The sequence below is a fragment of the Peribacillus asahii genome, from assembly GCF_003570725.1.
In the GTDB taxonomy this organism is placed as follows: domain Bacteria; phylum Bacillota; class Bacilli; order Bacillales; family DSM-1321; genus Peribacillus; species Peribacillus asahii.
In genome coordinates, this window is record NZ_QWVS01000013.1 from 170,142 (window position 1) to 187,930 (window position 17,789).

General features: G+C 35.9%; 30 protein-coding genes, 1 pseudogene and 1 riboswitch. Of the genes and pseudogenes, 8 read left to right on the plus strand and 23 right to left on the minus strand.

Annotated elements, in window-relative coordinates:
* Positions 1-5 precede the first annotated feature (5 nt).
* From D1953_RS22170 to D1953_RS21180, 7 genes are all read right to left on the minus strand, one after another.
* Positions 6-110, minus strand: a complete 105-nt coding sequence (locus D1953_RS22170) for a DUF2116 family Zn-ribbon domain-containing protein (RefSeq protein ID WP_119116462.1) — start codon at positions 108-110, stop codon at positions 6-8.
* A gap of 122 nt (positions 111-232) precedes the next feature.
* The gene (locus D1953_RS07060) at positions 233-421 is read right to left on the minus strand and encodes a transcriptional regulator (RefSeq protein ID WP_119116463.1); all 189 of its coding nucleotides are present in this window, start codon (positions 419-421) and stop codon (positions 233-235) included.
* 852 nt (positions 422-1,273) lie between these two features.
* Positions 1,274-1,657 carry an ArpU family phage packaging/lysis transcriptional regulator gene (locus D1953_RS07065; RefSeq protein WP_119116464.1) on the minus strand — a complete coding sequence of 128 codons (384 nt, stop codon included), beginning with the start codon at positions 1,655-1,657 and terminating at the stop codon, positions 1,274-1,276.
* Between the two features lie 6 nt (positions 1,658-1,663).
* The gene (locus tag D1953_RS07070; protein WP_119116465.1) at positions 1,664-1,858 is read right to left on the minus strand and encodes a hypothetical protein; all 195 of its coding nucleotides are present in this window, start codon (positions 1,856-1,858) and stop codon (positions 1,664-1,666) included.
* A gap of 84 nt (positions 1,859-1,942) precedes the next feature.
* Positions 1,943-2,674, minus strand: coding sequence for a hypothetical protein (locus tag D1953_RS07075; protein WP_119116466.1), 732 nt, complete (start codon positions 2,672-2,674; stop codon positions 1,943-1,945).
* Positions 2,671-2,871, minus strand: a complete 201-nt coding sequence (locus D1953_RS07080; RefSeq protein WP_119116467.1) for an XtrA/YqaO family protein — start codon at positions 2,869-2,871, stop codon at positions 2,671-2,673. The genes D1953_RS07075 and D1953_RS07080 overlap by 4 nt, the downstream gene beginning before the upstream one ends.
* 90 nt (positions 2,872-2,961) lie before the next feature.
* A complete protein-coding gene (locus D1953_RS21180) occupies positions 2,962-3,129 on the minus strand; it encodes a hypothetical protein (RefSeq protein ID WP_182480535.1) in 168 nt (55 codons plus the stop codon).
* A 201-nt stretch (positions 3,130-3,330) separates the two neighbouring features.
* Between D1953_RS21180 and D1953_RS07085 the strand changes: the two genes are divergently transcribed.
* Complete coding sequence (locus D1953_RS07085) at positions 3,331-3,501, plus strand: aspartyl-phosphate phosphatase Spo0E family protein (RefSeq protein ID WP_119116468.1); 171 nt, start codon at positions 3,331-3,333, stop codon at positions 3,499-3,501.
* A gap of 493 nt (positions 3,502-3,994) precedes the next feature.
* On the opposite strand, the gene D1953_RS07090 is transcribed toward D1953_RS07085, so the two are convergent.
* A complete protein-coding gene (locus D1953_RS07090; RefSeq protein WP_245979961.1) occupies positions 3,995-4,327 on the minus strand; it encodes a DUF4183 domain-containing protein in 333 nt (110 codons plus the stop codon).
* A gap of 150 nt (positions 4,328-4,477) precedes the next feature.
* Between D1953_RS07090 and D1953_RS07095 the strand changes: the two genes are divergently transcribed.
* Positions 4,478-4,858, plus strand: coding sequence for a DUF4183 domain-containing protein (locus tag D1953_RS07095; RefSeq protein ID WP_119116469.1), 381 nt, complete (start codon positions 4,478-4,480; stop codon positions 4,856-4,858).
* A gap of 232 nt (positions 4,859-5,090) precedes the next feature.
* Positions 5,091-5,174: riboswitch (cyclic di-GMP riboswitch) on the plus strand.
* A 29-nt stretch (positions 5,175-5,203) separates the two neighbouring features.
* Positions 5,204-5,335, plus strand: coding sequence for an anti-repressor SinI family protein (locus tag D1953_RS07100; protein WP_245979964.1), 132 nt, complete (start codon positions 5,204-5,206; stop codon positions 5,333-5,335).
* Positions 5,336-5,459: 124 nt separating this feature from the next.
* Here D1953_RS07100 and D1953_RS07105 read toward each other — a convergent pair whose 3' ends face one another.
* The 15 genes from D1953_RS07105 to D1953_RS07165 all read right to left on the minus strand — a co-directional run bounded on the left by D1953_RS07105 (position 5,460) and on the right by D1953_RS07165 (position 13,227).
* Complete coding sequence (locus D1953_RS07105) at positions 5,460-5,933, minus strand: DUF1064 domain-containing protein (protein ID WP_119116470.1); 474 nt, start codon at positions 5,931-5,933, stop codon at positions 5,460-5,462.
* 26 nt (positions 5,934-5,959) lie between these two features.
* Positions 5,960-6,217, minus strand: coding sequence for a hypothetical protein (locus D1953_RS07110; protein ID WP_119116471.1), 258 nt, complete (start codon positions 6,215-6,217; stop codon positions 5,960-5,962).
* 13 nt (positions 6,218-6,230) lie between these two features.
* A complete protein-coding gene (locus D1953_RS07115; protein ID WP_119116472.1) occupies positions 6,231-6,389 on the minus strand; it encodes an IDEAL domain-containing protein in 159 nt (52 codons plus the stop codon).
* 20 nt (positions 6,390-6,409) lie between these two features.
* On the minus strand, positions 6,410-6,592 hold the full coding sequence (locus tag D1953_RS21010) for a hypothetical protein (protein WP_142920441.1): 183 nt from the start codon (positions 6,590-6,592) through the stop codon (positions 6,410-6,412).
* 103 nt (positions 6,593-6,695) lie between these two features.
* Positions 6,696-6,911, minus strand: a complete 216-nt coding sequence (locus D1953_RS07120; protein ID WP_142920442.1) for a hypothetical protein — start codon at positions 6,909-6,911, stop codon at positions 6,696-6,698.
* Between the two features lie 31 nt (positions 6,912-6,942).
* A complete protein-coding gene (locus D1953_RS07125; protein WP_245979966.1) occupies positions 6,943-7,854 on the minus strand; it encodes an ATP-binding protein in 912 nt (303 codons plus the stop codon).
* Positions 7,745-8,476, minus strand: coding sequence for a DnaD domain protein (locus tag D1953_RS07130; protein ID WP_119116474.1), 732 nt, complete (start codon positions 8,474-8,476; stop codon positions 7,745-7,747). Before D1953_RS07130 ends, D1953_RS07125 begins: the two co-directional genes overlap by 110 nt.
* A 170-nt stretch (positions 8,477-8,646) precedes the next feature.
* Positions 8,647-9,543, minus strand: a complete 897-nt coding sequence (locus D1953_RS07135; RefSeq protein ID WP_119116475.1) for a recombinase RecT — start codon at positions 9,541-9,543, stop codon at positions 8,647-8,649.
* Positions 9,543-10,487, minus strand: a complete 945-nt coding sequence (locus tag D1953_RS07140) for a YqaJ viral recombinase family nuclease (protein ID WP_119116672.1) — start codon at positions 10,485-10,487, stop codon at positions 9,543-9,545. Before D1953_RS07140 ends, D1953_RS07135 begins: the two co-directional genes overlap by 1 nt.
* A gap of 104 nt (positions 10,488-10,591) precedes the next feature.
* Positions 10,592-10,810 carry a YqaI family protein gene (locus tag D1953_RS07145; protein ID WP_119116476.1) on the minus strand — a complete coding sequence of 73 codons (219 nt, stop codon included), beginning with the start codon at positions 10,808-10,810 and terminating at the stop codon, positions 10,592-10,594.
* 279 nt (positions 10,811-11,089) lie between these two features.
* Complete coding sequence (locus D1953_RS07150; RefSeq protein WP_119116477.1) at positions 11,090-11,737, minus strand: sporulation sigma factor-processing peptidase; 648 nt, start codon at positions 11,735-11,737, stop codon at positions 11,090-11,092.
* A 54-nt stretch (positions 11,738-11,791) separates the two neighbouring features.
* Positions 11,792-12,493 carry a Rha family transcriptional regulator gene (locus D1953_RS07155; RefSeq protein ID WP_119116478.1) on the minus strand — a complete coding sequence of 234 codons (702 nt, stop codon included), beginning with the start codon at positions 12,491-12,493 and terminating at the stop codon, positions 11,792-11,794.
* Entirely contained in the window at positions 12,493-12,789 is a 297-nt protein-coding gene (locus tag D1953_RS07160; protein ID WP_119116479.1) for a group-specific protein, read from the minus strand. Before D1953_RS07160 ends, D1953_RS07155 begins: the two co-directional genes overlap by 1 nt.
* Positions 12,790-12,801: 12 nt before the next feature.
* Entirely contained in the window at positions 12,802-12,948 is a 147-nt protein-coding gene (locus tag D1953_RS21185; protein WP_182480536.1) for a hypothetical protein, read from the minus strand.
* A gap of 18 nt (positions 12,949-12,966) precedes the next feature.
* Positions 12,967-13,227: a hypothetical protein gene (locus tag D1953_RS07165; protein WP_119116480.1), complete on the minus strand. Its 261-nt coding sequence runs from the start codon at positions 13,225-13,227 to the stop codon at positions 12,967-12,969.
* Positions 13,228-13,395: 168 nt separating this feature from the next.
* Here D1953_RS07165 and D1953_RS07170 point away from each other — a divergent pair, with 168 nt between their 5' ends.
* The 5 genes and pseudogenes from D1953_RS07170 (at position 13,396) to D1953_RS07190 (ending at position 17,759) form a co-directional block, all read left to right on the plus strand.
* Complete coding sequence (locus D1953_RS07170) at positions 13,396-13,869, plus strand: helix-turn-helix domain-containing protein (protein WP_119116481.1); 474 nt, start codon at positions 13,396-13,398, stop codon at positions 13,867-13,869.
* A gap of 18 nt (positions 13,870-13,887) precedes the next feature.
* Positions 13,888-14,322, plus strand: a complete 435-nt coding sequence (locus D1953_RS07175; protein WP_245979968.1) for an ImmA/IrrE family metallo-endopeptidase — start codon at positions 13,888-13,890, stop codon at positions 14,320-14,322.
* 81 nt (positions 14,323-14,403) lie between these two features.
* The gene (gene bamE, locus D1953_RS07180) at positions 14,404-15,285 is read left to right on the plus strand and encodes an outer membrane protein assembly factor BamE domain-containing protein (RefSeq protein WP_119116482.1); all 882 of its coding nucleotides are present in this window, start codon (positions 14,404-14,406) and stop codon (positions 15,283-15,285) included.
* 742 nt (positions 15,286-16,027) lie between these two features.
* Positions 16,028-16,150: pseudogene (locus tag D1953_RS22175) on the plus strand (excalibur calcium-binding domain-containing protein); the annotation flags it as partial.
* A gap of 493 nt (positions 16,151-16,643) precedes the next feature.
* Positions 16,644-17,759 carry a site-specific integrase gene (locus tag D1953_RS07190; RefSeq protein ID WP_119116484.1) on the plus strand — a complete coding sequence of 372 codons (1,116 nt, stop codon included), beginning with the start codon at positions 16,644-16,646 and terminating at the stop codon, positions 17,757-17,759.
* The last annotated feature ends 30 nt before the right edge of the window (positions 17,760-17,789 follow it).

The window sequence follows — 17,789 nt, forward strand, 5'->3', positions numbered from 1 at the left end:
TCCTACTAATCGTCTAATCTATACTCCAGATCACATTCATCTGAACAAAAGGAAAAACCGTTATAGATAGGTTTTCCACAATTTACACATAACTCTTTATCTTGCCCCATAATACCAACTCCTCTAACATTTTTAAAAATATATGTTGAATAGCTTGTATTATTCTTATTTTATTCCTTTCAAATAAAAGCACCCCGAAGGATGCCTCATCATCAAAATATAAATTCAAGTCTTATTCAAAACTTGGGACTTTTATACTTGGCTTATGAACGATTTTAGGAAAAACCCCATACACGTGCCCACATTTATCGCAATGTGCAATTTCAAACCATGGGTCTCCACCTTGGCTTCTTTCTTCACTCTCTGTTGCTACAATATGTTTAACACCTATTATTCCGCAATCAGGACATTTCGGTTCCATGTTTTCACCCCCTTCTTGCCAAAGATAATTCGACAAAAAGAGATAAATCCCTGCAAACTTCCTTGATATACCAATGAATAAAGTTATTATCTCAAGGATACAATATTATTATGACTGGGCACAGTTAGGAGTAAAATGAAAGTAATTTTTATTTATACAGGCCAACAAATGCTTTTTCATGTTAATTTAGAAAAAAAGTTTATAAAGAAAGTTTTATTGCTAATAACTACATTAAGTTTAGGCTTAGGCTTTTATTTTTCATAAAAAACAAAAAATAAAATTCAAAAATCATATAGTGCCCCGTCCTTTTTATAAGGATGGGGCATAAGTAAAATTATATAATAAAATTGAAAATTGCATTTCTTTAATTAACTAAAGAGAAAAGTTCAATCCTATCAAGGGATTCACCTGCCAAATAAAATTATGTGATAAAACAAAAACACCACCGAAAGGTGACGCACACTTAAATATCTCACCCCATTATGCTAGTCGCTTAATAAATTTAATTATCCCGTCCTATATCAATCACCCAGGAGGAGGCCGGGATTGTAGTAACGGTCGCTGTACAAATCGACAGTCAGTCTTTGCAAAGGAATCTCACGCTTTGCATCCCCGTAGCTATCGCACGCAATACAGCTAGACTCCAGTTGTCCCCCCGTAATTTCAGCCGGCAACCTTCTCAGTCATTCGATACACTCGAGTACACCATTGATAAGGGAACGATGCATCTCCCATCAAGTGTTCACCTGATAAGAAAATCTTACCTTCAATAGAAAAATAAAAATTCCCCTCTTTTATCCCTAAAAATGTCCTGCTTTTTGTCGGGTTTTTGTCAGGAAAATAAAGCAGCCCTCAAATAATTTCAAGAGCTGCTGCAATGAGAAATATAGCTTCTTTTTTTCTTGTGTAATATTGATCTTTCGTCATCCCCATATCTAGATATAAATTGATATCTTTCACACGTTTAGGAGAAAGATACTTCTCCCTAACAATTTGACGCTCCACTTCATCAAGAGCATATTCTAAGGCCCTGTCAATTTGTCTTACCTTTAACTCCTTTTCTTTTTCATTTTGATTGAGAGAGGGAAAAAGAAGGTTGATTCCCTCTTGCAGTCGTTCATCCCTATTTTGCTGTGCTACCTTTAAAGCCTTATATTGTTTAAGTTCACGCGCTACAGTACGTCGGACTTCTTTCTCGTTTATATCTTCAAATAAACTGAGTTGTTTTGCTCCCATCTCTTCCTACCTCCCTCTTCTTAATGCGCCATTACGTCGGCTCAATCTTTGGCCGAATTTCCCCATAAGTTCTTTCCATTCCCAATCACTTAACTGGTCTGTATGACGCTCCTGTGATTCCTGACGATGTTTCTGTTTCTTAGGAGTAGGTTCTTGATGTTGTTTCCACTTAATCAATTGATTTTGCATTGGCGGATTCATATTTTCACTCCTTTTGACAAATAAAAAAGGACACCAAACAACGCTTAATGCGTCATTCAGTGTCCTCCAGAGGGCTGGTAGAACTTATTTCTCTAAGATTGATAATAATAAATAATAAAACTCCTGAGCACTTTTCAATTTCTCTTGTAATTCTTCCAATCTATCACCTTGCTCCTCCGCTTCCAGGTCACCCAAATAATCAGCAAGGTGATATTCAGTATCATTAAAATGTTCATATATAGCTTTTGCTTCTAAATAGTCTTTTTTCTGCCACTCAAAATCCTCTACTGGAGTCTCACTCTCACTCCCCCATTCAGAACTTTCTATCATACTTTCATTTATTTTGGTTAGATGCTCTTCAATCCTTAATATAACACTTTGAAACCTTGTTAATGTAAGTGTAAACTCAACCTGTTCTTTTAAATAATTGTTTTCTTTTTCTAGAAAACTATTAATTTCTTCTTGATTTGTTAACTTACCAGTTTCCTCTCGAAGAGAATTTTCCAATTCTTTGATATGTCCAAGCCTTTTTATGAGTTCTTTTTCGATTTTTTCAATATCAGTTTTATTTTCACTAACTGAATTAGAAAACTCTTGTACCTTTTCTAATTTTGTATTAAATAGTCGGTTCAACCACCATCCAGCAAAAACAAGTAGAATCGTAACTCCTATACCAACAATAGCAAATGTGGTAGAAAAAAATGAAATTGTATCAGACAATGTATTTTCCATGTTAGTTAATTGCTGTTCGAGCATCCAATTCTGCATTTCCTCTTTTACATCTTCAACAATTTGCACCTCATTATTCTTACTCAAAAATCTTCCCCCTCATCGAACTTAACCCGTTTCACCTTCCCCTGATGTGTAATGATCTTTGTTTCTCCATGCTCAGGCAAACGAGTTAATCGGGCCTTACCATCGCAAACGACAACAACAAAGCTCCCTTTTTGACTCATTATATCAACTTCTAGTCTCATAGTACTAGGATCTATATCAATATTTTGTAATCTCATGAAAAGATTCCCCCTTGTGTGTTAAAATAATAGTGTCTAATCATAGAGAAATCTCTAATCGTTCCCCGTTGGCCGACGGGGAATTTTCATTTATATAGGACCCTTCTTCTTTCTTGCAGCAACCGCTTTTTCAGACCTCCATTTATAATCCATTTTCGTATTCTTTTTAGCTTGTTTCGTCGGTCTAATCGGATGCTTCTTAATATAAGCTAACCGCTCTTCTTCCGTCATTTTCCATTCACGAACTTCACCAATCATTTGTTTTAAACCTCCTTCTTATTAATAAAATTCAGTGGATATAAGGCCACATTGAATTTTGCTAGTTTGACAGCCGGTTTTATAGGCTTAAACCTCCTAAAAAAATTTCATCGTCTCATTACATTTTTGTAATAATTAGTTTATAATGTTAAATGCTTGTTTCACTTTGGTTTTTAATTACAAATTAACAGGAGCTAAGTCATGAATACAAAAGCTTTATCTCTTAAACATTTGGAAACTTCCATTTATGATTTGAGAACTCATATGATTACTATTGGAATATCAAAAGGACTTACGCATCCTGATACGATTAAGTACAGTCAAGAGTTAGATATTTTATTGAACAAATATCAGAAAATTAAATCAAAATGATTTATTATTTTCTGAATTGAGCATTATGCCTTTTAACTAATTATTTATTGATTGAATTAACCACCAATGAGCCTTGCTCCTTTCGGGTTTCTTCGAGCTGTGTGTTAAAATCGTTTAAAATATTTAGAGTGTTTTTTGGCCAACCCTCTCATTTTACTCCCCACTAAATCCGATGGATGCTTAATGTACAAGGGTTCTTCTAATAAATCTAAAACAGTTTTAAACTTTTCCCCTGCTTTATACTGTGCATATATCTCCGTTATTTTTGACATAATAAAAACCTTTCTTATTTCGCTTTTTATTCGGAATGCGCATTAAACAAATTCCATAACTACATAACCTTCTTTTGGTTCATAATCAGAGCAATCAGTTGTCACCTACTTGGAAATTACGATTATTTTGTCTTACCTGTACCTACTTCCTCGAAATATTCAAGTTAAATTTTCAATTAACAAAGTTAACTTCAAAGCTTTCCTTCATTTAAACAAGCTTTTCATAATACTTTTATCATTTGTAAAACAATTGGTGCACCTTTAATTGGTACATCCACTGTTTTTAACCGAATTTCTCCTTCCTTTACAATGTAATTTTCATATGGCTGTAGAACGCCGTTAATAAAAAGATTCATGTATGATATTTCTTTCGGGTCAAGAATTTCTTGTTTTGCAACTTCACAAAGTCCATCCTTGTTTTTATAGACTAGACTACACCCGTCAGAAATTGCATAAAATTCATATATCAATACTTTTCTTGGGGAAATAAAACGTTTTTCCTCCTTGGGTATACCTGGTAAATTCAAGTATACTTTTGAGTTTTTTTTTGACACTTCTCCCACTTCCTCGATAAAACCTATATATTAATATATAATCAAAGCCTTTCTAAAGTGATTCGTCATTTTTCACAAATGCTTTAACAGTCTAATCATTCTCCATAAACCACCATATGATATATAGAATTCTTTAGGGAGGTGAATAGATTGCCACTAAAAATCATGAAACTGGCTATTACAGGAACTACTTCAGTCAGTGTAGACCCAACAGTAGAACGTTTCTTTAATGAGGTTGCGGCACAAGTAGTAGGTGCTGGTACAATCACAATTCCTGTTGAAGATTTCTGGACAGATACAGGTGCAGATGCTACTACTTTACCTGCATTAGCAACTGATAATAGTTACTTTAATGTCTATATAAATGGCGTCTTGCAAATGGAAAGTTTATCTACCTATACACCAGGTGGTACAGGAACAGGACAATTAGTAATCACCGTTCCTCTTGGATCTACAGTCGAAGCAAACTCACCGGTTGTTTTAGTAGTAACAAATTATGCTCCTGACGCTACAACTGATATAGTAACTTAATCTACTGGCCACCTCTAAAAGCATTCGCTAATGAGGTGGTTTTTTTATAATAATTCCTTTTTTACATTCGCCAGAAACGCTACCACGTTCAGTAGCGTTTTTCATCAAACTTGTTCATCTTTTTGATTACTAATTTCGATAATAAATGTTTATTTTCGGAATAAAATACCTAGCAGGTCCTATTAACCATGTAGTAAAATAATGGTATTATCGATACCATGTTAATACTAAAAAAAGATAAAGGTAAACCTCTCGAAAGATTGGGACACAAAGCTCCAGGTCTAAGGTTTTAAACTATGATGGCTGAGCTGCCTAAAATAATTAAAATATTTTAGGGGGGCACACATGTTAAGTTCTTTAATTATCGAAAATGGTTTAGATAAAGAATGGGCAGAATTGATATTATATGCCCGAGATTTAGGTATAACTATTGATGAAATTAGAGAATTCTTAAGCCAATCTTCAAGACCTGAATAAGGTCTTTTTTATTTCATTTTTTATCTTGTTACGTAGTTTTTGTCTATTGAGTATTATCAACTATTACCCGCAAATCTCCCATCCGTGCTTCAACATGTTGGATAGCTGCTTCTTACGCAATTGCTCATAAAGATAAACGTCTTTTCCGCGCTCTTTTCGATACAGCAGAACCCACACGAGGTTTCTTTTTCGCACTTGGCTTCACCTTCTTTTCAATTTCTTTTAACCTTTCCCATGTTATAAAGCCGCCATATTCAGGCTTATAGAAAAGAACGGTAAGACTTTGTAAGTATTTATGTTCAAAAAGCTTATGTTTCAGCTTAAACTCTGCTGTCGGTGGAGCTCCCTTTATGTCAATGACTTCGATGGAACCATCCAATCTATGAACTTCAAAATCTGCTACGTATTCAATCTTCCGAAAAGTGATACCGTTCTTTTTGAAAGCTTCTTGCAACAAATATCGCGGCTGCAATTTAAAGCTCTTGATTTGCTTAGATGCAAGCAACCATTTTAGCTGCTCATAATATTTACTCTCAGCAATGCTATCAAACTCATGGCCATCCCGAATGACCTTCTTGTTGCCGTACTTGTTAGTCATTACTTATCCTTCAACTCCTTTTACTCTTAAGTGGACGGTTGCATAATGGGCAATTCATTCTGTATCCCCTTTACTTTGTCTTGTCTAGCTAGGTGGATAAATGCCAGCAATACTTCATCTGGATCACGTTTAAAATGTTGACCGATTTTGAAAAAATCATCACCTTGATTTACCATACTGGCGACTTCTTCTAGTTCACATTCATCCCAAACAAAGTTCAACTCTTCAAGTACAATCACTCGGTTCATGCGCGGTTTGTTAAGTCGAGAAATTTTATTCGCCATATACTCTTCTCCCTTACTCCATATTTTTTAGCCGATCGGTTAAAGAGAGAAACCATACCTCATCTTCCGTATCGATAGCTAGATCAATCAAAGCTAAAATATCCTGTTTAGTCGTTCTAGGCGGCACCATATAATCATCCTCATATCTACCGAATCCATAATAATAAGGCATGTTCTCCCTCCTAAAACCACTTATTTTTTACCCCTATTGAACTTGTTTAACTGTTCTTGCTGCCGCTTTATTTTCTGCCCCTGCTGGATGTACATAGTCTCGATGTTTTTAAGGATAGGAGCCAAACGGCTTGTCCGAATCGTTTTCTGATTGGCAACAACGTCCTTTAGTTCATCGATAGGATTCACTCCATCCCCTCCCACTCAATGACCTCCATAACCATCTGACATGATGGACATGCTTTTTTAGGTATAACCTTGCACTGTATTTCCGACACTTCACAATCCTTGCAGACATACTCAAACATTAAGCTGACTTCTCTTTCAGATGACCGTACTCAACTACTTCATCACCATAATCAATAACGGCCCTTTCATAACTGTTATAAAAATCACCCACCGTATCAAAACGATCTAACGCCCATTTCTTATCGTCCTCTGTATAGCAAACCGTTCTGGATTGAGCTTGGCCGTTAAGGTGCCAATAAATCACGCACAGTGGATTACCATTGAACCCCATCATTTGTCTAAACATCTAACCACCTACCAATCTATTAATTTACTTTTTTTAAACGATAATCCGTTCCCTCAGCTTCAATTAAGAATGCTTCAGCTTGTCCAATTAAGCGGCTAGCAGCTGCATATCCAATCTTCTCAGCGAGCGTTCCTCTATCTTCATTTGAATTGAACACAATCGGTTTTTGTTTGCGATATCGTTCATTAATAATGGTGTAGTACATTCGTTCACGAGCTTCCGTCCAATTTACCTTCCCAATATCATCCCAAATCAGTACATCTGCAGTGAGAGTATTATGTAAAAGCCGGTTGTACGTCTCTCCTTCATCCTTCATCATTTTGGCCTGCATAAGCTCCTCGATGAAAACAACATCCGATACGACCAAAACGTTGAATCCTTCTTTTATCAAGTGTTTAGCAAGCGCTATTTGCAAGTGAGTCTTTCCGATACCAAAATTATTATGTTTTTGCTTCATAGCTGATCGTTCGGATGGAGGAAGCTCTTTCAATCTTTGTTCACCAAATACAGCGACTAATCCAAAGTTTTGATAAGGGATTGTCTTATTTTTTTGATTATCTTCAACATCCATTCGAAAATGCTTTAAGTATTCAAGTGTTGTATCATACATCTGCTTTTGGATATCATCGAATTGCTGATAATTTTTAAAGTTAGCATTTGTAAATTCATCAGGAATCATGGACTGTTTAAATCGTCTTTTCCAAGCTTTTCGTTCCCTGCATTCACAAGGTCTAGCCATTTGAATTCCATGCTTATCATTCTCATCTTTGTATTCTGTATAGAAAATAAATTCCGTGTCCCTACATGCAGGACATTCGAATTCATCCACCCCATACTCTTCTAGCTTCTTCGGCTTCTCTGAGAGCCTGCTCTGCGCTCTTGCTTGAAGGTCTGCCATAACCTGTTCGATGCTGGTAAACTTTCTTGCCATTTGCCTCTCCCTCCCCAGATTGAGTTTCTAAATCTGATTTCGTTTTAATACCTTTCTTTTTCCAATCAACTAGCTTCATGTAAACAAACTTCCATGTCCGTCCATTTCCTCTTGCAGCATCTTTGATTGCTTCAATAATCATTTCTTCTGGCTGTTCAAAACCGAAGGTCGTAATCACGTCATCGATATCATCCCGAAGAAATTCAGTGATATCTTTCTTTTCAAGGATTTTACTTTTTTCTAATAACTCAAGAATGCGGTCCACTGTTGTATCTTCATCCTCCTCTTTTTGTTTGCTTTTTTCCGATTCGATAATGATGGTCGGTGGAGCTGTCTGTTTTTCAGACAAAAGAGAAAATATTTTAAAAGCAGTGGCTTTTGTTCCTCTCTCTTTAAAATCAATCAAACCCGATTGTTTGAGTTGGTTTCTCGCTTTGTAGTAGGCATCTTTTTTTAGTCCCGTTTTCGCTTCAATCACTGATCTAGCTACCGTAAATGTTTCTTGCCAACCAGACTTGTTATTAAGGTGCATTAAAGCGTGCCATAATAGGACCGCTGATTTGGGCAACTCATTTAGTTCGAGCCAATCATAAAAAGCGTTTATTTCCCTGATGTAATTCAATGCCTACTCCCTCCTCTCACAAACCGCCATTCTATTTTTTATTGATTTCACCGTATAATCCGGATAACGCTTCATATATTGAAGTACAAGCCTTTCCAAATGTTCCTTATCCCTCGCCTCCTTGAAAATCCAAGAAGGCAACAGGACGTTGGTTTTATATTCAAAGTTACTCATTGTTCAAAATCGAATTCTTCTTGATCAAGAATGGAAGGCTTTTGCTCTTTCGACGCTTCTGGGTCATTTACAGACTGAGCATCGATAATATCTGGACCGTCACCGTCGATTGTCACTTCATGAGCTTCGTCCGTAATATCTTTCATTTCTGATTCTTCCTTCTCGTCTTCCATAACCGCTGTTTGCATTTCAACTGATAAAATCCCCCACTTACCAAGCATGTTTCTTAAAACAGTTTTCATAGCCATGGCATCGTAATCTGATTTCCATACATTATTTAGGGACTTTTTGTCCTTGGCTTTATTGTGTTTGATTCGATGCTCTTCAATTTGGTCCCGGGTCCAATAGACGGTCTTTTCAAATCCATTGATAAGTTTGAAGTACCCGCAATAGCCAATAACTTTCTCACTAGTGGCAGCATCCAAATCGAGGTCAATTTCTTCTGTAAGGCGATTCCATTTAAGCAGCTCTCCTTCTTTTACAGGAATGACGTTAATCCCTTTATACTGACCGGTTCTTAACGCTAGTTGAATGTAGCCTTTATATCCAAGCTGAAATTGTGCTGCTTTATGGCCTTTCTTGCTATCGTAGAATGGGACAATCCAGGCATATCCCAAGTTTTTATCAATCGGTAAATCAAGAGTTGCAGCAACTAAGGCTGATGAAATGATACTCATTGGTTCTGCTGTACGAATGGCAGTGTCCCCGTTATAGATATTTAAGAGCGATGACATGAATTGTGGAGCTTTTTTACCAAGAACTTGTTCAAATTTTTTATTCATAGTAGGTGTATTTAATAACCCTTTAAGTCCAAGTGATTGAGCTGATACTTGTTTAGTTGCCGTTTCTTGTTTTTGTGATAATTGATTTTTTAAAGCAGAATTTGTAGCCATTAGTTAGTCATCTCCTTTACAGAAAATTTACGAAAACTAGTTTCTTTCAAGACTTCGCGATAAATATCAGGGAATTTTTCTTTCAAAGCTTTGGAATCCACTCTATTTTGGGACTGGTTCTTCCAGGAAACTAAGAAGCTATCAACTAACCCTGTTTCAGCATCTTTCAATTCAGCTTTGATTTTATTTTCAATTTCTGTTTTAGCTGTTTTAATCAACTTTTCATCAGCTTTGATTTTTTCGTATTGAGCTAACATATCCTTGAAATCAGAAGGGAGAATAATTTCCTTCTCTTTTTCCGCACGTTCATATTTCTCTTTCAGATACTTTTCAGCTGCACTGGATCCGTCCAGTTCTGGTGGATGCCCTTGAATAACGTGATATTCCCAAAAATGCTTTTCTGCATTGAAAATAATGTTGATTAATTCATCGTCACGCTCAACTTCTTTCCAGATGAATTTGTTTCCACCAACCAATACAGCGATATAACCTGTTTCCTTGCCTGTAACACCGAGATAGTGCTGAACTTGAACCAGATAGGTAGCTGGGATTTCATCAGCTTCCCATTCCTTCGCTAAGTAAGCGCTGGCAGTCTTGCATTCTAATACAGCCGATTCCCCTACAACTAGCCTGTCCACATTCGCTTTGATAAAAGGATATTCCGGATGGCTGTACATAAAATTAGTCCGACGTACTTTCTTTTCTGTACGCTTTTCAAATTCCTTAGCCACCACGTTCTCCATTTCATTTCCCCAATAAATTGCCTCATTATCGATTTCTTGAGGTGTAACTTGTCCAGTTTTTTCGAGCCATAATTCAAAAGCTGTACGATATTTATTTAAACCAAGGATGATGCCGGCATCAGATCCACCAATACCCTTTGTACGTTCTTCAAGCCATTCGATACGGGTCATCTCACGAGTAGAAATAGCGTTTTGATTCATTGCCATACAAATTGCCTCCTTTACCACTATTGAAGTAATGTGCTAAAATAGTAGTATTCAAATTAGTTTTGAACTTCTGACTCCTATTGCCGTAGGAGTCTTTTTCATTCAGCCGTTCTGAATTTAAATCCATAAACTTCACTCATGTAATCCTGCCAGTATTCTTGCAAAACCATCTCATCACGTTCAGGATCTTCGAAGTAATCATCACCAGGCCAAATCTCATGACCAAAATAATCAACGCCAATCGCTTCTTCTTGCTCAACTCCATATGGATAACCAGTACGTTCAGCTTGAGTAATATCGGGATGCTGAATATTCATGAAATCGCTCCTCTCTATCAATTTTCCAAAGAACAGGTGCTTCATTCGCACCGTGGGACTCAAGGTGGTATAGATTTTAGATGGAGAAAATATTTTTTCTCTTGAGCCCCACGGCAAGAACGAATTCTTGCCGCAGCAGAATCAATCTGCTAAACTATAAATGCCGTTAACTTAAGCAGTTAAAAAGTAGTGAGCCCCCAGCTTGCTACTTTTTTATTTTTGAAAGAAGAAACTGTTTTGTTTCGTTAGAAAGGCTAAGCCACTCTCCTGCTTTAATAATCAATGTTCCACCCTCCCAAATGAACGTGCTCGCTCTTCAAAATACTGCTCTTTCCTCAAATCCTCAAAGTATGATACAGATGGAATAATGACATAATCTGAAATCGCTTCTCGCGTCCAGTTCTTCACAACCTGTTCATAGTCCAAATCCCAATTTTGTCTCAATGAAGACAGAGTGGCCTCTGCTGCCTGTTTTATATCTAGAATTTCCTCTGCCATTTTCATTAGCTCTATACGAGTTTGTTCATCAATTGAACGACCAGGGCGCATATCTTTACTCATTCGTTTTAAGCTCTCTGCGGCATTAATAGCCCCCTCGGCTTGCTGGACTAAATTATTCAATTGATCCGGCACAGATTCTAGTAATCTAGGGTCTGTAGCCGGTAATCCAACTTGATAGATATGTTTGATTTTGTCCTGTGCCGTGTAGTCTTGAACAATTCTGCACCAATCTATAGCTAATTCAAAAGGTGGAATGGAATGCCCTTCCTCGATATTTGTTAGCCGTCTTTCCGTTATTCCTAGAGCATGAGAAAGATAACGTTTAGTACGGCGTTCGACTTGACACGAACGCTCCCTCGCTACTCTTAGCACTGTTCCTATCTGTGAAGGAGAATATAAAATCGTTCTACTTGAATTGTTCGACATTTTGTTCGCCTCCGATTATTTAGTTTTCAAAGATACAATAGTAATAGATTCCAATTAAGAAACTTTCCGTGGCACCCAGTTCTCTATGTAGTTAATCGCTGATTGAAGTTCCTGGCGTTTCACGTCTTTATAGCTAGCAACACCGAATCTATCTTTAATTTCTCGATAGATTTCCTTAAAGAGCTTTGGCCTTGTTTCGGGATCGTCGCTAAGTTCATAAACCTTTGAAGCAATACATTTTTGTAATCGACGTTGCTCACCATGGTCCAATGTGATTTGTTGCTCGACCTTTTGATCAACTTGAGTAATCAATTTTCTGATTTCATGCTGTTCTTCTTTGATAGCTTGAGTGTCTTCTACCAAGTCGGCTGTGGTACGAAGAACCGTTACAAGTGCTTGGTCTTTAGATAAAGGAACGACTTTGTTCTGCTCAATGTGTTCGCGCATTCTCTTGAACTCTTGGATGAACTTTACTTTCATCTTCATCGCTTCTGGAGTGACATAGGACATTGCAACAAGTGTGAAGGCATCTTCTGTTAAATTAAATTTTGAATACCACTGTTTATTTTGCGAATGTTGATATTGGGCCTCCTGAAAGTTTAGGGCACCCCATTCAGCTTCATCAGCCTGATTCAATTTTTCAATTTGGTTAACGATGTCAGTCATTACATTGTCATGACGTTTGCCAAATACCTCAGCGACTGTCAAACTATCAGTGACAATCTTGTTATTTTCAATAAAAACTAGTCGGCTCATTAAATAGCCTCCTTTTCTGACTTTTTAAAGTTATACTGGTTAGTTCTTGCCCATTTGATTAAAAAGGCACGACATTCAGTTGCTGGAAAGTACCACTTTTGACCGATTTTGAATTTCGGGAAATCAGGATGATGAAAGAATTTATCTTGCATGGTATTCCAACTCATATTCGTTTGACGTTTGAGTTCCTTGACATCCCAGAACGTTAACTCTTTATCCAGTTGGTCTAAACGTTTTTTAACCTCGCTCATGTAAAGGTCTTTTAGTTGTTGTTCGTCAATTTGAATTTGAAACAAGACAATCACCTCCTACGAAATATGTTTTTCAAGAAACTTGAGTAAATCTTGAATCGCATCTTCTTTCGTGTAGTTGCTGTCACTTTGTAAAGCATTAGCAATTGTTAAGATGTCAGTTCTTATTTCTGACTCATAGAGCATTTCATCGATGTTCATCATGATGTAAAATCACTCCTTTTAAGCTGTACTCGAATTGTGTACCACACTACACACATCAGTTAAAAAAAATAAATCTTCGAATTTTTTATCTGGAAATGCCTTCATTGCACCAACAATAAGACTTTCGCCTGAAGAACAATATTCATTATGATTTTCAGGAAGCTTAGCTCTCCAAAGACGGCTTCGTGAAATTCCCATTTGTTTCGCTAATTCGGTGTCATTCCAATTATTTTTTTCCTGAAGTTCTTCGAGAACATCTACACGAAGTTTAATTTTCAATTTATTCACCCCCTTATGTTTCACCCTCTACACACTTAGTATAAAACACTTGTGTAGTTAATGCAACATAATTATCGAAAAATTTGTAGCTCACTACACAGTTTTTTTGTTTCGTACATGAAACACATTTGATAATATATGGTTAGAATATAATCAGGTGGTATTAATATGGACCTTAAAGAATTTGGATTATTTTTTGCGCAAGCAAGAGAAGAAAGTGGATATGAAAGTCAACGACAACTAGCTATTGCATCTGGTGTCAGTAACGGTACTATCGCAAGAATCGAGGCTGGTACTCAAAAACCAACTCCAGAAACTTTAAAAAAAATAGCCCCTTTCTTAAAGTCAGTTGATTACAATGATTTATTAAATGGTATTGGCTACACAGAAGAAAAAGCAACACCCAACCAAAATTCAAAGGCCCCTACCCTTTCACAAAAAGACGAAAAAGACATTGCAAAAAGGCTTGAACAAATAAGAAATGAAATCGAGCATACGGATGGACTCTCTTTCGATGGTGAACCTATGAGCGAAGAAGCCGTAGAGTCTCTTATGGAAGCTATGGAGCATATTGTTCGTCAGACAAAACGCATTAACAAGAAATACATTCCTAAAAAACATAGAGAAGATAACAAAGAATAGGGATGCGAGGCGATTTATTTGAACTGGATCAAGAGCATCGTGAACGAATTAGAAAAGAAATATCAAACAACAGACCCTTTCGAACTCGCATCTTTATTAAAAATCGAAGTTATTCCGTGGGATTTACATGAAGAGATTAATGGGTTTTATAAGTATGACAGACGAAATAAATACATAGTATATAACAACAACTTACCTGAAGAAACTCAACGCTTTGTATGCGCCCATGAGTTAGGACATGCTATATTACATCCAAGATCCAACACCCCCTTCCTCAGAAAAAATACGCTCTTTTCGATTGATAAGATAGAAGTCGAAGCTAATACATTCGCTGTTGAATTTCTTCTTCAGGATAATTTTATTTCTGAATATTCAAATACTAACTTATCAATCTATGAAATATGCGAGATGCATGGTATTCCTCGTGAATTATCGCATCTCAAAAAAATTTAAGTTTGAACTGTGACTATTATCACATGACATTTTTATCAAGAATATTCGTTCTGTTGTTTGTATTAAAGGGAGGAAGTTTAAATGTGGGTTTTTTCAGTCCTATTTTTATTAAGTGGATTAATAACTATTGTCGGTTTGTTTTTATTAATTCCAAAGAAAACAAGAACAAAAGGCAAACAAATATCAATTGGTTTTTTTCTTGTTTGTTTAGTTAGTTATGCTATTGCACCTGAGAAAAGTTATCCAAACGATGAACCAGGAACTATCACTAAAGCGCAATATAAGCAAATTAAAGACGGAATGACAAAAGATAAAATCATCAATATTCTAGGAGAACCACATTCTAAAGATGATGATATAAACGAATGGGAGTACTCAGGGATTAACGGAGTGGAAAAAAAATCTTATGCATCTTTTCACTTTGATCCAGACGATAAACTAGAATTTAAACTGGAAGGCGGGCTACTAAGTAAAATCGAAACTACAGATGCTTCTACTAACGACGTACCAGCTAACGAAGATTATACATATGATATTGAATTTGCTATTGAAGAAACTATAGGAGAAAACGTTAATTGGGATGACGAATCAAAAGATGTCGTCAAAAAAGTTGAAGTCAATGACAATATTGGAAAAAACGATGGTAGTAAATTAATTCTTGTTCACTTAAATGGACCAATTGCACTTACAGGTAGTGGAGTTAGACAAAAAGTGAATGAGCAAACTTTAGAGATTGCTAAAGCTTTAACACAAGATGACTCATTAGATTTTGAAATAGATAGCATTACGTATTGGTGGTACTTGCCTCTTACCGATAGTTACGGAAAAACAAAAGAAAAAACTGCATATAAAATCTCATTAGAGCGAGATACATTAGAAAATATCAACTATGAGGATTTAGCGTATGTTGATTTACCAACGATAGCTAATCAATACAACGTATTGTTCAACGATCAAGAATAGCCTTCTTTCAAACCTTTAGATAACCTTTTCTATTTACCCCTTTACAAAGTAATTTGTAAATGAAGACCGTATGAATTCAGAGCAAGCGCGGGTTGTTTAAATATGAGGATTAGCTGCTAATAATCCGTTTATGGAAGTCTCACCTGTTCTAACTTGGTATTAATTATCAATCTATATAAATGGGGGTTGTTTTATGTTAGCAATAGTAATATTGGGTTTCTTCGCTCTTATCTTTGCAATTTTTTATCTTATTTATCATTTTATTAGGAAAATAAAAAACAAAGAAAGAACTCTATCAAAGAAGACCTTTTATCCTCTTTTTGTTGGTGGTTTAATTTTGATGATAATCGGGGGGGCATTTATAGACACTGGAGCACAAGCTAAACTTGATACTGCATTAAAACAAAATGCTAAATTAACCGCTGATAATAAAACCTTAAAGTCAGAAAATGCGAAACTTGAAAAACAAATTACTAATCTTGAGTTTGAAATTAAAGAAACATCTTCAAAAATTACTGAATATGAGAACAATATAAAATCATTTGAAGATGAAAAAACAGCATTCACATCAGAAAAAAAATCCTTAAATAAGAAAATTAGTAAGTTAACAACAACAAATACAGAATTACAAAATGAAATTGATAGTTTAAAATCGCAACTTGCAAGTGCTGAATCAGCATCTTCTAGTGCCAGCAATTCTGTAAGTACCGATAACTCAACAGCTTCTGCATCATCAGGAGAAAGAGAAATTTTCGAAAACTGTACAGATTTACGAGGCACATACCCTAACGGCGTTCCATCTAGCCATCCGGCTTATGTACCAAGCATGGATCGCGACAAAGATAACTATGCTTGCGAGAGATAAAACAACAAACGAAAGAATGGCCCTCCCCTGGGCTTTTCTTTCAACCTTAAACAGAACATACATTCTTATTCAGATAAACCGGAGTTTTTAAAATGACTACAAAATCGAACAGATTAACGGACAGAGATACATGCACTAACAAGATTAACGGTTTCGGATGGAAGAGGGTGATTTCAAAATATCACAATTTATTTTTCGTTGCAAGAATTTTGAAAGTAGATTTTTCACGCGCGCATTCCCCCTCCTTCTCTTTATTTTGTTTAGTTTTGTTTAGTTTAATTAATAGTCTGGGTTGTTGTCTGGGTTGTTGTCTGGGTTGTTGTCTGGGTTGTTGTCTGTAAAACAGATAAGTGGGCATTATTTGTCTGTTTTACAGATAAGTATAAGTTAGCTTATAAGAAATTGTCGGAAAGGTTGTCAGCAATCATTGCTGACAAATGGTTTGTAGGAAATATTGTAGGCAACTATTGCCGACAAAAAGGAGTGATAAAAAATGGCTTCATTCAGAAAAAGAGGTACGACCTGGCAATATAGAATCAAATATCAAGACCCCGCAACAGGTAAATCGAAAGAAAAAACAAAAAGTGGATTTAGAACAAAAAAAGAAGCACAAATAGAAGCTGCTGAAGTAGAGAAAAAACTCTATCTCCAACAACATACAATCATTCAAAATCAGGAAACCATTCTAAGGGATTGGTTAAATGAATGGTTAGAAGTATATGGTGCCCAATGTGAGGCAGGTACTTTAATCACCAGAAAACGGTATATAAATAAACATATCATCCCTAACCTTGGTAACTATAAAATAAATCAACTATCAAAAATTGAATATCAAAAGTTTATTAATGCTCTCATCCAAAAAGGATATGCTAAAAAAACTGTACAAACGATTCATTCTATTTTTTGTACAGCGATTAACAAGGCTGTTGAATTAGAAATGCTCTCTCATAATAAATACAGAGGAATATCTATCAAGGTAGAAAACGATGAGGAAAAAATAAATTATTTGTCTAGGGAAGAAGTGGACATTTTTATGGAGGCTGCTAAAGGCTCCCCTTTCCATCACTATATAATTGCTTCAATCTTATTGCGGACAGGAATGAGGAAAGGAGAAATGTTAGCTTTAAAATGGGATGATATTGATTTTGAAAATAAAACAGTTTCAATTACTAAAACCCGAAGTGATCGTGGGATTAAAAAACCAAAAACTAAATCAAGTATTCGCACTATCGGCATAGATGACACCATGATTGCGGAACTAAAGCAATATCAACTTTGGCAAAAGAAAAATAAAGTAAAGTATGGTCCCGATTATCATTCATCAGAATTTTTGGTAATCAGTCCTAATGGTAAAGAAATGGGCGAATACGGAGTAAATAAAGTGATTGATTCTATTTTAAAGAAAACAAAAATAAATCTGCACCACATTTCGCCACACGGTTTGCGTCACACACATGCCGTTATGTTATTAGAAAGTGGTGCAGATATTAAATTTGTAAGTGAACGACTCGGTCACAGAACGATAAATATGACAGCTGATGTATATGTTCATATTACCAAAAAATATGAAGGTGAAAATCTATTAAAACTTGAGTCATATTTAAGTTAATTAGGATGAAGGTGGGCAAATGGTGGGCAA